Genomic DNA, 14,705 nt, shown 5'->3' with positions numbered 1-14,705 from the left:
GAAAGTTATGAGAAAGCCCTAATCTCATATTGCGAGATTAGGGCTTTGGAGTGAGTGGTTATGCTTTGAACGTATTAAAAATCATATGATGTTTGTAGGAAGAAGGTACGAGGCTGTCCAACGTATTTACCTCCTGTGCTATCTGTTGAGCGGGTGTAGTATTGTTTATCAAATACATTTTTGATGCCACCAGCGAGTTTTAATCCTTTGAGTTGTGATTTAAAGTCATAGCCTGCACGGATTGCAAAAGTTGAATAGCCAGCGATATCGCCGTATTTACCATTTGCAGATTCTACAGTTTGATAACTGCCATCTGGGCTATTTGGTGAATGTTGTTTGGATTGTGCAAACAGATCTGCATTCACGTTCCAATTGTCAAATTTATAACCTAAACCGAGATTAGCAACATGGTGCGAGTAGAATGGTAAATCTTTGCCTTTGAATTCACCTGCCTCAGAGACTGCTTTGGTAAAGGTATAATTACTATAAATTTTCAAACCTTCTAAGGCATTGGAAAGTTTTGAGAAATCGTAGCTTAAACCTGCTTCAACACCTTTATGACTGGTTGCACCAAGATTGGTCCAAAGTCCATTGCCTGCACCATCTCGCTCGAGTTGTAATTCTTTTTCAAAATCTAAATAAAATACAGTAAATTCAGCATTTAAACCATGTCCAAGATATTTTGTACCGATTTCATAGTTATTTGATTTTTCAGGATTTAAACCATCAAGAGTGGTGATTGCTTGTCCTGTTGTTGCATTAGTGGTTGCTAATTGGTTGTATTGCTGTGGTCCAAATGATACACCTGCATTGGCAAAGATATTCCAGTTATCATTAGCCTTATACATAAGTGATAAGCTAGGTAAAAATTCTTCAGATTTGATGTTTGGTTGAACAGTATTGAGCAATTGACCTTTTTTATAAGCGCTAAAGTTGTTATGTGTGTCAATGGATTCAAAACGGACACCAGGAGTGATTACCCATTGACCAAAGTCAAAACGGTTGTCGAGATAAATTGCATGTGCTTTGGTGCCACCTTCGCTAGATGTACGTGCTAAAAATTCACTCGGTTGAGCACCATTTGCATATTCAGTACGACCCGCAAATTCAGAACTTTCCTCATGCATATAGCGATAACCAATCGTAATTTCATTTTGAATATCGCCAAAATCAAATAAACGTGAGTAACGTGGCTCAAAAGCATAAACTTGATAATCACGTGGTGCATTATCCAAACGCTTGCCTGTAGCTGTATCAACTTCTAAGTTACTGGTACGAAATGAATCGATGTAATAACCTAAAATTTCAAAATTATTGAGATCATCTTTATGGCTATATTTAAGTGAAATATTTGAACGGCGACCTGCAAAATAGTCTTTTTGATGCGATGCTTGATATGGATTTTCAGTAAATTGTTGCGTTGTTAAACCTTCAGGCATCTCACCACGACCTTCATAATGATGCAAATTTAGTGCAATATCATCTTGATCAGTCAATTGATACGAGGTTTTTAGCATGACATCATCGATGTCGATTTGATTATTGGCTTCTCGAAAATTATTGCCTTTTGTACCTGAATAGAGCAGGGCTAGTCCTAAGCCATTGTCTAAAGTCCCACCAACAAATAGATGCGGACTCAATTTGGTTTGATCTGTTCCTGATGCAAATTCAGTGGTTAAACCAACAGTTGCAGCAAAGTTTTTAGGAATACTACGTGTACTGAAATTGATAATCCCACCCACATTTTGAGGTCCAAAGCGCACAGAACCAGCACCACGAACCACATCTACAGATTCAATATTTCCCATTGACACTGGTGCAAGAGAAAGTTGTGGTTGACCATAAGGTGCAAATGATAATGGAACACCATCCATCAAAACTGCAGAACGTGGTGAAAGGCGTGAAGCCAAACCACGTACACCAATGTTGAGTGATACATCACTACCGCCTGTACCATTATTTTCTTGAACTTGTACGCCAGGACTTTGTCTTAAAACATCACGGATAGAGGTTGTTGCTGTTTCATCCATGCGCTTGCGATCAATAATTGTACGTGCGCCTGCATGTTGCTGCACTTTTTTACTATTGGCTTTTTCTAGCCAGTTACCTTGTGCTGTAAGTGTAAGCGTAGATAAAGTTTGAACGTCAGCTTGTTCTTGTAGTGTCACCTCATGATCAGTTTCAGCAAAAGCATAAAAACTGATTGAACACATTGCGAGAGCAATCGAATAACTTAATAGATGATGTGAGAATACGTAAGATTTGATCAACATGAGCGGGTAAATCTGTAGAATGGAAATAAAATTTTGCAAAGCTTAATGTAAAAGCAAGTAAAACTAAACAATAATCACTATTATTTATATTAATGATTTTTATTAAATTAAATTGTTTTTTAAATGATTGAAATCATATATTTAGTGAATAAAAAAGGTTGATAAATATTATTTATCAACCTTTGTATAAAATAAGTCTGGAAAATCTATTACTTAAATTGAACAGTACCATTGGCATTGACAGTAATTTTAGATTCGCCTGCTGCAACATTTTGCCCGCCTGCATCAGCTGCTTCAAACTTCGCCATGCTTGCACGCATCATGACAGGCTGTGGAGCATAATTATTGGTATTAATATTTAAATTGACCAATGTATAGGCTGATTTATTCCACGCTTGGGTCAAGATTTGCGCTCGTTGTTGGAAATTTTTTGAGACTTCGACCATCAGCTCATTTTCAACTTTTTTACGTTGCTCATCAGATACAGCAAAGTTAATTGACTGTGTCTGGAAGTTTTGTTGTAGCTCATTGATCAATTGGCTTGCTGCTTTAAAATCTTTACTTTCGATATTAATTTCTGCACGACCACGCCACTCTTTTAACTTTTGATTGTCATTGTCATATACAGGATAAGTAGTTTGAGAGCCCGTTTCGACTTTGACTTGTGGATATTTTTTTGCAGTTGCAATCGCTTGATTCATGAGCTGTGTGATTTGCGCAGACAGTTCAGCAGGTTGTTTGTTGGTCTTTTCAATGAACAATACGGCATGCATTTCATCATTAGAAACTTGGCGAGTGGCGTCCGCTTGGACATTGATCATATTGTAATTCAAAGTTTCATTTTCGGCTGCGATGGTCATAGTGCTAAATGCTGATCCTAAAAGTAGAGTGGTTAAAGCCAAATAACGCATAATGAATCCTTAAAAAGTGGTGGTTTAAATTTGTTGAAGATAAATTTAAGCTTTAGCTGATATTAAGCATAAGTTGCGAAATACTGAGGTGGATATTGTGGTGGATTTGTAATGTTTGATACATATTTTGCAAATTTAAAAAAATGAAAATGGTATAGATATAAATGATTTAGATGATCATGTCATATAAATGAATCGAAGAAAATATCCTAATGAAAAAATTGAAAAATATTTCAAGGTTTTCTTTCATCTGTCACATAGTATGATGATACTCTTAGTCTAGGTTAGGATGAATGTTTTTTCCAATCATTTACTTGTCGATAAGTTTATAAAAGATATTTATTTTTTTGAAAAAAACTGTATTATCGCCCTCCTAGTTAGGGTTATGACAAAATTCTTACTAACTAGATTTCTATAAAGCACCGAGTCAAAGGACCGCAAGTCACCCGACTTATTTCTTTCAACCCATATCAGAGATGGTAATTCGATATGAGCGTTACTTCTGTAAATCCTGCTGCCACTACTTCCACAAATGAATACTACTTGACTCGCCAAAGTCAGATGGAATCGAATGTTCGTAGTTATCCACGTAAATTACCGTTAGCGATAGCGGAAGCACATGGTTGTTGGGTTACCGATGTTGAAGGTACAAAGTACCTCGATTGTTTAGCTGGGGCAGGAACATTGGCATTAGGCCATAACCATCCTGCGGTGATTAAAAGTATTCAAGACACTCTGGCGAGTGGACTTCCTTTACATACTTTAGATTTAACAACGCCTTTAAAAGATGCTTTTACTGAAGCACTTCTTGAACAGCTTCCAGGTGGTCAAGAAGAGTATTGCTTACAGTTCTGTGGTCCATCTGGTGCAGATGGTACAGAAGCAGCAATTAAATTGGCAAAGACCTATACAGGTCGTAGCACAGTGATCAGTTTCTCTGGTGGCTATCATGGTATGACCCATGGTGCATTGGCGATGACAGGTAACTTATCTGCTAAAAATGCGGTAAATGGCTTAATGCCAGGCGTACAGTTTATGCCATATCCACATGAATACCGTTGCCCATTGGGTGTTGGCGGTGAAGCAGGTGTTGATGCTTTGACTTATTTCTTTGAAAACTTCATTGAAGATGTTGAAAGCGGTGTAACAAAACCTGCTGCTGTGATTCTTGAAGCGATTCAAGGGGAAGGCGGTGTGGTAACAGCACCTGTAAAATGGTTGCAAAAAATCCGTGAAGTGACTGAACGTCATAATATCGTTCTTATTCTTGATGAAGTTCAAGCAGGTTTTGCCCGTTCAGGTAAAATGTTTGCCTTTGAACACGCAGGAATCGAGCCTGATGTTGTGGTGATGTCTAAAGCAGTGGGTGGTAGTTTACCGCTTGCAGTGTTGGGTATTAAACGTAAGTTCGATGCTTGGCAACCTGCGGGTCACACGGGGACTTTCCGTGGTAACCAACTTGCGATGGGTACAGGTCTTGCAACGATCAAAACCATTAAAGAACAAAATCTTGCGCAAAATGCACAAGAACGTGGTGATTTCTTACAAGCTGAATTGAAAAAATTAGCGGTTGAATTCCCATGTATCGGTAATGTTCGTGGTCGTGGTTTGATGATCGGTATTGAGATTGTGGATGAACGCAAACAAGCGGATCACATGGGTTCATTGCCTGCGGATTCACAATTGGCTGCTGCAATTCAAACAGCGTGTTTCAACAATAAATTACTGCTTGAAAAAGGCGGTCGTAGCGGTACAGTCATTCGTTTACTTTGCCCATTGATCATCACTCAAGAAGAATGTGTTGAAGCCCTTGCACGCTTTAAGAAAGCAGTTGCAGAAGCTCTTGTTGCAGTTCGAGGCGCGTAATTTATGGTAGATTTTGCAGAACATCGTAAAGCGTTACTCTGCAATGATGCTGGGTCTATTGCTGACTATGAGTCAGCAATGGCTGAGGCGACTAAAGCGGTCGCAGCATGGTTGCAAAACGATAAAATGTATACTGGTGGTAGCATTAAAGAACTTCGCCAAGCGATTTCTTTTAACCCATCAAAAGAAGGTTTAGGTTTACATCAGTCGCTTGAGCGTATGGTGGAGCTTTTCCTCAATAAAAGCTTAAAAGTACATCATCCACATTCTTTAGCGCATTTGCATTGCCCAACGATGGTGACAAGTCAAATCGCTGAAGTGTTGATTAATGCAACAAACCAATCAATGGATTCATGGGATCAAAGCCCTGCGGGTTCTTTGATGGAAGAGCAGTTGATTGATTGGCTTCGTCAAAAAGTCGGTTATGGTGCAGGTCAAGCAGGCGTGTTCACTTCAGGTGGTACACAGTCAAACTTGATGGGTGTACTACTTGCACGTGACTGGTGTATTGCCAAGAACTGGAAAGATGAAAACGGTAATCCGTGGTCTGTACAGCGTGATGGCGTACCAAATGAAGCAATGCGCAATGTCAAAGTGATTTGTTCTGAAAATGCACATTTCTCTGTGCAAAAGAACATGGCAATGATGGGCATGGGTTTCCAATCTGTCGTGACTGTTCCTGTGAATGAAAATGCACAGATGGACGTTGATGCACTGGAAAAAACCATGGCACACCTTCAAGCTGAAGGAAAAATCGTGGCATGTGTGGTTGCAACTGCGGGTACGACCGATGCAGGTGCAATTGATCCATTGAAAAAAATCCGTGAAATTACCACTAAATATGGCGCTTGGATGCATATCGATGCGGCATGGGGTGGGGCACTGATTCTATCAAATGATTACCGTTCTATGTTGGATGGTATTGAATTGTCAGATTCGATCACGCTGGATTTCCATAAACACTATTTCCAAAGCATTTCTTGTGGTGCGTTCTTGCTCAAAGATGAAGCGAACTATCGTTTCATGCATTATGAAGCTGAGTATTTGAACTCTGCTTATGATGAAGAGCATGGTGTACCAAACCTAGTGTCTAAATCACTACAAACAACTCGTCGTTTTGATGCGTTGAAATTGTGGATGACGATTGAAAACTTAGGTGAAGAACTTTACGGTTCTATGATTGATCATGGTGTGAAACTGACACGTGAAGTTGCAGATTATATCAATGCAACCGACGGTCTTGAAATGTTGGTTGATCCACAGTTTGCATCAGTCTTGTTCCGAGTAATTCCACAAGGTTATCCTGTTGAATTATTGGATACGTTGAACCAAAACGTGGCAGATGAATTGTTTGCACGTGGTGAAGCGAATATTGGTGTAACTAAAGTCGGCAATGTTCAATCATTGAAAATGACCACTTTAAGCCCTGTTGCAACTTTGGAAAACGTACAGAATTTGCTTGCACTCGTGCTTGCTGAAGCTGATCGTATCAAAGATGCAATTGCGGATGGTACGTATACCCCTGCGATTGATTAATCATTGTATTTGTCAATAAAAAACCCAGTTTTAAAACTGGGTTTTTTATTTAGAACAAAAGCTTTATCAATTCGACTGTTTCTAATCAACTAAATTTGGGTTTCATCATAATCTGATTCTGTTCTTTAAAGTTTTTCAAAACAATGTAAGACTTTATATGCCCAATGAAATCACAAGCCAACAATCTCTCTGTGACAAAATGTGAAAGCTGTTCCAAATTTTCAGCAACAACTTTCAGCATATAGTCAGCATCCCCACTTAAAGAAAAAGCCTCTTGAATCTGATCTTCACATTCAATCAAATCTTGAAAAGCTTGTTTTGATACAGCGCCATGCGTACTTAGATTGACGTGAACCATTGCCATGACTTGTATTCCGAGTGCTTGTGGGAGAATTCGGGCGGTATAACCCAAAATAATTCCTTTTTGCTCCAAGACCTGTCGACGTCTAGAACATTGTGAAGCTGACAATCCAATCGTGTCACCAATTTCTTGATTGGTTAAACGTCCATTGCGCTGTAATGCTTGTATGATTTGCCAATCAAACTTATCCATTGCATAAAATCCTTTTATGATACACAGATCATGCATATTGCAAAAAATCTGTTTCTATTATGCATGAAATATAAAAATGAAATGCAATATTATTTTTCTAAAGGGAATAATAATGTAAAGGAAAGTGAATATGTTAATAGAAATTGGTCAATACCTAAACAAACGCTTACAAGAGCTTGGAATCAAACATGTTTTTGGTGTGCCAGGTGATTTTAATTTATCTTACTTAGAGCAGATTGAAGAAGAGAAACAGCTTGATTTTGTTGGGAATTGCAACGAGCTCAATGCCGCTTATGCTGCTGATGGTTATGCACGAATCAACGGTTTTTCTGCGCTTGCAACCACATATGGTGTAGGAGACTTAAGTGCGATCAACGGGATTGCAGGTGCTTATACTGAAAATGTTGCGGTGGTACATATTTCAGGCATTCCACCTTTGCATGCAGTAAAAAATGGTGCACTTTTACACCATACTTTGGTTGATGGTAATTATGACAATATCATGAACTGTATGAAAGAGTTTACTGTAGCACAGACACGTTTAACTTCTGCTAATGCAGCGAAAGAAATAGATCGTGTATTACAACAATGTTTTATCGAAAAACGACCAGTACATATCCAACTTCCATCAGATCTTACACATGTCAAAATACAGGTGGAAGATCAGCCTTTAAATTTTACTATGCCAAAAAGTGATCCTGAATTACTTGAAAATGCAATTGAAATATTAACGACTGCGATTGTACAAGCAAAAAGTCCAGTACTATTGATTGACAACGAAGCACAAATCTTCCAAGTGACCAAACTGATTGAAAAATTAGCCAATCAATATGCCATTCCTTATGTATGCTTAAGCACAGCGAAGAATATTGTTGATGAGTCATCACACTTATTCGCTGGTGTATATGTGGGTGCAGCAAGTCAGCTTACAGTACGCCAATTGGTGGAAAATTCAGATTGTTTGATTGCGATTGGTGCACGATTTACAGATGTAGGTTCTGGATATTTTACGCATCAAATCAATCCTAAAACTTTTGTAGATATCAAACAATACGATTTAAATATTTTTGGTCAAAACTTTCCTGCGATTGAATTATCTGAATTTTTGACTTCACTTTGCCAAGCTTTACCTACTCGGAAAGTCCTAAAACCAATATTAGAGACAACTCCTTTCGCTCCGCAAAGTGCTCAGGGCTCAAGAAAACTTTCACATGATATTTTGTGGAAATATATTGGTGCATTTTTAAAAGAAGATGATGTAATTATTGGTGAAGTGGGTACTTCAAACTCAGCTTTATCAGGTATTAGATTACCAAAAACAGCAAAATACATCGCTCAGCCAATCTGGGGCTCAATTGGTTATACCTTGCCAGCATTGTTAGGAGCGATGAAAGCAGCACCAAAACGCCGTCATGTTTTGTTCATCGGTGATGGTTCTATACAACTTACAATGCAAGAACTGTCAACGATTATTCGGCATGATCTTAAGCCAATTATTTTTGTATTAAATAATGGTGGTTATACCATTGAGCGTTTAATTTTAGGAGAAAAGGCGGCTTATAACGATATCCAAAACTGGAAATATACCGAAATGGTTCATGTATTTAATGGGAAAAATACCTATGAAACATTTATGGTGGAAACAGTAGTAGAGCTTGAACAAGCCTTAGGAAAAATTAATGATCATCAGCATTTATCATTCATTGAATTAAAACTTCCTGCGATGGATGCACCGCTGAGCCTACAAAAATTTGCTGATGTTGTGGCTCGTTATGATTATGGTGATCATGCTTACCAAAAACTAAAAATGCCTGAACAGTACGTGAAATGTCAGGATGTAATTTCGTTTTGACGCAAAGAGGAAATGTAGTGGTATAGCTATATTTCCTCTTCTTTTTTATTTCCCAATTCAAGTTATTTCTAAAGCATAAACGTAATAAAACTCAGATCTTTAAAGGCATAAGTAGCTAAAGATCATTTCTTCTAAAAAGTTGTCATGGATACGACAACACAGGAGTTAATATGGAAATTCAGGAAAAAAATACTCTAAAAAAAGAGCTTTCTAATCGTCATATTCAATTGATTGCACTTGGTGGTGCAATCGGAACGGGCTTATTTCTTGGGCTTTCTCAAACCATTAAGCTTGCTGGACCTTCAGTATTATTAGGCTATGCATTGGCTGGCGTGATTGCATTTTTGATCATGCGACAACTCGGTGAGATGGTTGTACATGAGCCTGTAAGTGGTTCTTTTAGTTATTTTGCCAATAAATATCTCGGTAAAATGGCTGGCTTTATGTCAGGTTGGAATTATTGGGTATTGTATGTTTTGGTCAGTATGGCAGAGCTTTCTGCGATTGGCACATTTGTACATTTTTGGTGGCCTGAGATTCCAACATGGTTAACGGCACTTTTCTTTTTTATTTTGATCAATGGGATTAATCTTATTGATGTAAAATTTTTTGGTGAATCTGAATTTTTATTTTCAATGATCAAGATCATAGCGATTTTGAGCATGATTGGTTTTGGTATTTATCTACTATTAAGTGGAAATGCTGGTCCTCAGGCAAGTATCAGTAATCTATGGCAATTCGGTGGGTTTTTTCCAAATGGAGCACATGGCTTTATCATGGCGATGGCTGTGATTATGTTTGCTTTTGGTGGGCTTGAGCTGATTGGAATCGCGGCTGCAGAAACCAAAAATCCGCAAAAAACCATTCCTAAAGCAGTCAATCAAATCGTATATCGTGTACTAATTTTTTATGTGGGTGCGATTGGGATTTTACTTTGTTTATATCCTTGGAATCAGGTTGCACAAGGCGGCAGTCCATTTGTATTGATTTTCCAATCTTTAAATAGTGGTGGTGTGGCAAATGTTTTAAATTTCGTGGTATTGATTGCAGCGATTTCGGTTTATAACAGTTGTATTTACTGTAATACACGGATGTTACATGGTTTGGCTGAGCAGGGAAATGCGCCTAAATTTCTAAAAAAAGTGAATAAACGTGGGATCCCTGTGAATGCTGTTTTCTTGTCATCTGCTGTGACAGCACTTTGTGTTTTGATCAACTACATCATACCAAGTAAAGCTTTTGAATTGTTAATGATGCTAGTGGTATCTGCATTGGTGATCAACTGGTTGATGATTTCGATTACGCATTTAAAATTCAGAAAAGTCATGTTAAGCACGGGTGAGCAGACTTCATTTAAAAGTTTGTTTGCACCATGGTCAAATTATCTGACCATTGGCTTTGTATTCTTTATTTTGATTGTGATGAGTTTTACCCCAGATATGCGTATTGCTGTGGTGATGATCCCTGTGTGGTTGGCGTTCTTGGGCGTGATGTATATAGCGAAATATCGCAAGAAAGCGCCAATCATGTCTGAGGTGGGTATTTCTAGTTAAATAAAATGCTATAGCTTTTGGCATTTGATTGACGAATTTATTTAGTGTGTTCCTGATATGCTTTTAAAAACTGAGTTAAGCCATTAGCTCAGTTTTTTATGGTCTATATTTTAAAATATCAAAATTATTTTGCTGTTGGTTTAATTTTTATTTAAAGCATTTATACATCATGATATTGTTAAGCTATTGTTTTAATCATTGCAATTTTAACTACTTATGCCCATCAAGACCGTTGAAACATGGTTGCATTTAACCACACAAAAAAATCAGCAGGTGATGCGTAATGTTGCACGTTTATGGGACATTGGGGAAAAAGCACAATCTGCCCAAGATATTTTAGATGGTTTACACCCTTGGGGTGAGTGTAAAGATTTATATTTCCATAATTTTATTGCTCATGTACTGTTGATTTTAGGCATTTTGATTCTGATTTTTGGTTGGATGATTCATGCTTATATCGCCTTTCCTTTGACATTATTGGGCAGTATGTTGTGCTTATTTCTGGCTTATTTAATTTATGAACCACGTGCTCCGATTGAAGAGGTGATTCAGTTTTTAGAGCAGCGTATGCTGACATTGAAATATGGTTTACAGTTCAATCGGGTACCCTCTTTTTTGCCACAGCATAGTCAGGCAATCTTGGTCATGAGTAAGTTAAAACAATCTTTTCCTTTATTTTCAAAAGGAAATGCAACAAATGAAATTACCCAATACATTGCAACTACATGGGAATTTGAAAATAAAAAATATCCAGTTTTGTTGTTTCATTACTATTATATCAATGAGTTACCGATTAGCCAGCTCAACAAAGATCAAAATAAAATCAAAGGTATACGTAAAGATCAGTGGGGTGCTTTTGTGTTTGGCACGTCACGTTTGGGATTTGCAGCAAGTAATCAACGCCATTCATTTTTTGAACCCTATACACAAAAATGGTCAACGAGTGATATTTTAGTGAATGAAAATTTGAAAATATTTGGGCATGATCAGAATCAACTTGCACGGCATATTAGCCCAATGATGACTTTAAAATTAAGTGATTTTTTTCAGAATTATTCAGGTGAAGTGGTGTTTCATTTTGCAGAAGATATGTTGTGTTATATGGGGGATCAAAACTTGTTGAAACATCGTCAAAATGTCGAAAAAATTCGAGATGTTTCACAGCTACGTGGACATTTACGGACTTTGTGTATGCCAGAATATGAACGTTTTCAGCAGCACATGCTAAACTTAATTTCATAATTAATAAGGAAAATCATATGGGCTGGTTTATTTTTATTGCCATTTTTGTGGTCTTGATCGTTTGGGGAATCATGATTCGCAATAATAGTGTCCGATATTTTAATGCGACTAAACGTGCATGGGCAGAAGTGGCGAATTTTGAAGTACAAAAAGCTAAAATTTTGGAAAATTTAGAGCGTACTCTGGCGCAATATACCCATTTTGAAAAATCGACTTTGGAAAAAGTCACTGAATTGCGTCAACAAATTTTAAATTTAAATTTGAACAATACTGATGTTTCTCAGTTGCAGCATATTGAAAAACTCAGTCAAGATTTGATGAAAAATTTGAATGTGGTGGTTGAAAATTATCCTGAGCTTAAAGCGGATCAACTCTATCTAAAAATGATGGATGAAATTCAACAACAAAATGAAAATGTCGGTGCAGCAATCACAATTTTTAATCGAAATGTGGAAGAATTTAATAATACTATTCAAGTATTTCCGAATAATTTAATCAATACTTTAACTTTGTCGAAAAAGCCGATTCGTCCATTTTCAGATCCTATTTTATTGAAAAATTTTGATTATCGTCCTAATTTTTAATTTTCCTTGATTGGTTTTAACCCATTGTTTATTTAGACAATGGGTTTTTTATTGCAGTTTATTTCTATTTTCAGCGTTAAATCCAACAAAGTCGATTTTCTCAGCTTTCTTTATGCTATCCAAAAACAGCATCAGAATTGCGGTGTTTGGAAATTGTTCAATTTTTAGAATCATGATTATCTATAAGCATCTTAGAAATGTTCAATGAATGAACTTTCAAAACAAAAAATTTAAAAATTCTCAGCAAAACATGAATTTTTGTATGCAGAATAGAGGAAGCAATGTCATGAAGACTTTAGAGCAAGCACATCAAGAGTTTGATTTTGAAAAATTGATCACTGAACAATTGGTCGGCACAGCGGATGCAATTAACGCCTATGAGGAATGCTGTGGGCGTTATGTTGGGCAAAACAAAGTTGCTTTGATTTGGGAAGGGAAAAATGCTGAATCAGAACAATGGACATTTGAGCAACTTGCAGAAGCTTCAGGAAAACTTGCCAATTATTTTAAAAATATCGGTTTAAAAACAGGGGATTGTATTGCAGGATTATTGCCTCGTACACCTGAATTATTGATTACGATTTTAGCAACTTGGCGCATTGGGGCGATTTATCAGCCTTTATTTACAGCTTTTGAATCTAAAGCGATTGAACATCGTCTTGAAACTGCCAATACACAATTGGTGGTGACTAATGAAGAACAACGGGTAAAACTGAATCATATTGAAGCGAATCATATTTTAACAGTTTATCAAATCTCAGAAGGACGTAAACTTGATCCTGATTTTTGGCAAGAAATCGAAAAATTTTCTGCGGAATGTCAGCCTGTTTCACTGACTTTTACAGATGATTTTTTAATGATGTTTACTTCAGGCACTACTGGTTTGGCAAAATCTGTGCCTGTGCCTTTAAAAGCAGTGGTGGCATTTAAGGAATATATGCGTCATGCGGTAGGTTTAACTGAGCAGGATTCATTTTGGAATTTAGCAGATCCGGGTTGGGCATATGGTTTGTACTACGGTATTACAGGTCCATTGGCATTAGGGCATAGTATCATCATGGATGAACGTGCATTTAGTGTTGATAATGCGCTAGAAATTATTAAAAAATACCAAGTGAGTAATTTGACAGGTTCACCGACTGCATTTCGTATGTTTTTTGGCTTTAAAGAAAAATTTGATGCTTCTATCAAAAACCATTTACGTGTGGTCAGTAGTGCTGGAGAGCCATTAACACCTGAAGTGATCCATTGGTTTAAACATGATTTAAATGTCGATATTTTTGATCAATATGGACAAACTGAACTAGGAATGGTGATTGGTAATCATCATGCACTTGCACATCCAATCAAAGTTGGCTCAGCTGGTTTTGCAAATCCCGGACATCGCTTTGTGGTATTGAATCAAAATAATGAAGAAATAGAACGTGGTGGCATTGGAACACTCGCTATTGATTTTTCACAATCACCATTAACATGGTTTAAAGGCTATGGTGGCAATAACCGTAAATCTTTTGTGGGAAATTATTATTTAACTGGTGATACCGTAAAATTCAATGAGTTGGGTGGTGTAGATTTTGTTGGACGTGCTGATGATGTCATTACAACATCAGGCTATCGAGTCGGTCCTTTTGATGTAGAAAGCACACTTTTGGAATGTACTGAAGTTTTGGAATCAGCAGTGATCGGCAAACCTGATCCAGAACGAACTGAGATCGTAAAAGCCTTTGTCGTTTTGAAAACACAAACTTTGGCTTCAGAGACCTTGGCAAATCAGTTACAAGAATATGTACGTTCTCGTTTGTCTAAGCATTCTTATCCACGTGAGATTGAATTTGTAGAGAGTTTACCGAAAACATCGAGTGGTAAAATTCAACGTAATTTACTAAAACAACAAGAAATTGCAAAATTACAAGGCATTCAACACGCAGTTTAATGTATTAAAGTCTGTCTCTTTGCACCCGTAAGGGTGCTTTTTTTGCAGTAAAAATGAGAGTTGAATAAAAAGTTAATTTATGTTTTAAGCTGCCTATATGGCAGTGAACTATATGATGGTGAAATATACGCATTTCTTGTTTTTCTAAGCTGCCTATATGGCAGTGAACGCCCTGTATATGTTTGATTGAAATAACCATCATTTCTAAGCTGCCTATATGGCAGTGAACTGCCATGTAAGGCATACGTTGGTTGTCATAAATTTCTAAGCTGCCTATATGGCAGTGAACAAGCGGTTGAGAAACGTAGAGCAATGATGCAATTTCTAAGCTGCCTATATGGCAGTGAACCTGAGTCGACACTCTGGAGTCGGATTAATGATTTTCTAAGCTGCCTATATGGC

10 protein-coding genes are annotated in these 14,705 nt (G+C 37.3%); 7 read left to right on the top strand and 3 right to left on the bottom strand.

All coding sequences use genetic code 11. The annotated features are described in order from the left end of the window. Positions 1-74: 74 nt before the first annotated feature. Both AVJ19_RS15680 and AVJ19_RS15675 read right to left on the bottom strand, forming a co-directional pair. A complete protein-coding gene (locus tag AVJ19_RS15680) occupies positions 75-2,273 on the bottom strand; it encodes a TonB-dependent receptor family protein (protein WP_228203381.1) in 2,199 nt (732 codons plus the stop codon). A gap of 209 nt (positions 2,274-2,482) precedes the next feature. After that, positions 2,483-3,184, bottom strand: a complete 702-nt coding sequence (locus AVJ19_RS15675; protein ID WP_111860587.1) for an SIMPL domain-containing protein — start codon at positions 3,182-3,184, stop codon at positions 2,483-2,485. 489 nt (positions 3,185-3,673) lie between these two features. Between AVJ19_RS15675 and AVJ19_RS15670 the strand changes: the two genes are divergently transcribed. Then, positions 3,674-5,050, top strand: coding sequence for a diaminobutyrate--2-oxoglutarate transaminase (locus AVJ19_RS15670; protein ID WP_068975338.1), 1,377 nt, complete (start codon positions 3,674-3,676; stop codon positions 5,048-5,050). A gap of 3 nt (positions 5,051-5,053) precedes the next feature. Beyond that, positions 5,054-6,586: a pyridoxal phosphate-dependent decarboxylase family protein gene (locus tag AVJ19_RS15665; RefSeq protein ID WP_111860586.1), complete on the top strand. Its 1,533-nt coding sequence runs from the start codon at positions 5,054-5,056 to the stop codon at positions 6,584-6,586. Between the two features lie 85 nt (positions 6,587-6,671). Here AVJ19_RS15665 and AVJ19_RS15660 read toward each other — a convergent pair whose 3' ends face one another. After that, positions 6,672-7,139 carry an Lrp/AsnC family transcriptional regulator gene (locus AVJ19_RS15660; protein ID WP_111860585.1) on the bottom strand — a complete coding sequence of 156 codons (468 nt, stop codon included), beginning with the start codon at positions 7,137-7,139 and terminating at the stop codon, positions 6,672-6,674. Positions 7,140-7,269: 130 nt separating this feature from the next. Here AVJ19_RS15660 and AVJ19_RS15655 point away from each other — a divergent pair, with 130 nt between their 5' ends. The 5 genes from AVJ19_RS15655 (at position 7,270) to AVJ19_RS15635 (ending at position 14,303) form a co-directional block, all read left to right on the top strand. Further along, a complete protein-coding gene (locus AVJ19_RS15655) occupies positions 7,270-8,991 on the top strand; it encodes an alpha-keto acid decarboxylase family protein (RefSeq protein WP_111860584.1) in 1,722 nt (573 codons plus the stop codon). A 170-nt stretch (positions 8,992-9,161) separates the two neighbouring features. Continuing rightward, positions 9,162-10,544 carry an amino acid permease gene (locus tag AVJ19_RS15650; protein WP_111860583.1) on the top strand — a complete coding sequence of 461 codons (1,383 nt, stop codon included), beginning with the start codon at positions 9,162-9,164 and terminating at the stop codon, positions 10,542-10,544. Between the two features lie 216 nt (positions 10,545-10,760). Beyond that, complete coding sequence (locus AVJ19_RS15645; protein WP_111860582.1) at positions 10,761-11,786, top strand: hypothetical protein; 1,026 nt, start codon at positions 10,761-10,763, stop codon at positions 11,784-11,786. A 17-nt stretch (positions 11,787-11,803) separates the two neighbouring features. Further along, complete coding sequence (locus tag AVJ19_RS15640) at positions 11,804-12,370, top strand: LemA family protein (protein ID WP_111860581.1); 567 nt, start codon at positions 11,804-11,806, stop codon at positions 12,368-12,370. Positions 12,371-12,656: 286 nt separating this feature from the next. Further along, positions 12,657-14,303, top strand: coding sequence for an AMP-binding protein (locus AVJ19_RS15635; protein ID WP_111860580.1), 1,647 nt, complete (start codon positions 12,657-12,659; stop codon positions 14,301-14,303). The last annotated feature ends 402 nt before the right edge of the window (positions 14,304-14,705 follow it).

The organism is Acinetobacter sp. CFCC 10889, assembly GCF_003268395.1.
In the GTDB taxonomy this organism is placed as follows: domain Bacteria; phylum Pseudomonadota; class Gammaproteobacteria; order Pseudomonadales; family Moraxellaceae; genus Acinetobacter.
Note: the sequence above shows the minus strand (reverse complement) of the source record. Positions and strands in the feature narration are given on the sequence as shown.

Bases quoted from the DNA above. Each gene is read 5' to 3' on its own strand.
- AVJ19_RS15680 (WP_228203381.1), bottom strand. From the start codon at position 2,273: ATGTTGATCAAATCTTACGTATTCTCACATCATCTATTAAGTTATTCG.
- AVJ19_RS15650 (WP_111860583.1), top strand. From the start codon at position 9,162: ATGGAAATTCAGGAAAAAAATACTCTAAAAAAAGAGCTTTCTAATCGT.
- AVJ19_RS15655 (WP_111860584.1), top strand. From the start codon at position 7,270: ATGTTAATAGAAATTGGTCAATACCTAAACAAACGCTTACAAGAGCTT.
- AVJ19_RS15665 (WP_111860586.1), top strand. From the start codon at position 5,054: ATGGTAGATTTTGCAGAACATCGTAAAGCGTTACTCTGCAATGATGCT.
- AVJ19_RS15660 (WP_111860585.1), bottom strand. From the start codon at position 7,139: ATGGATAAGTTTGATTGGCAAATCATACAAGCATTACAGCGCAATGGA.
- AVJ19_RS15670 (WP_068975338.1), top strand. From the start codon at position 3,674: ATGAGCGTTACTTCTGTAAATCCTGCTGCCACTACTTCCACAAATGAA.
- AVJ19_RS15645 (WP_111860582.1), top strand. From the start codon at position 10,761: ATGCCCATCAAGACCGTTGAAACATGGTTGCATTTAACCACACAAAAA.
- AVJ19_RS15675 (WP_111860587.1), bottom strand. From the start codon at position 3,184: ATGCGTTATTTGGCTTTAACCACTCTACTTTTAGGATCAGCATTTAGC.
- AVJ19_RS15635 (WP_111860580.1), top strand. From the start codon at position 12,657: ATGAAGACTTTAGAGCAAGCACATCAAGAGTTTGATTTTGAAAAATTG.
- AVJ19_RS15640 (WP_111860581.1), top strand. From the start codon at position 11,804: ATGGGCTGGTTTATTTTTATTGCCATTTTTGTGGTCTTGATCGTTTGG.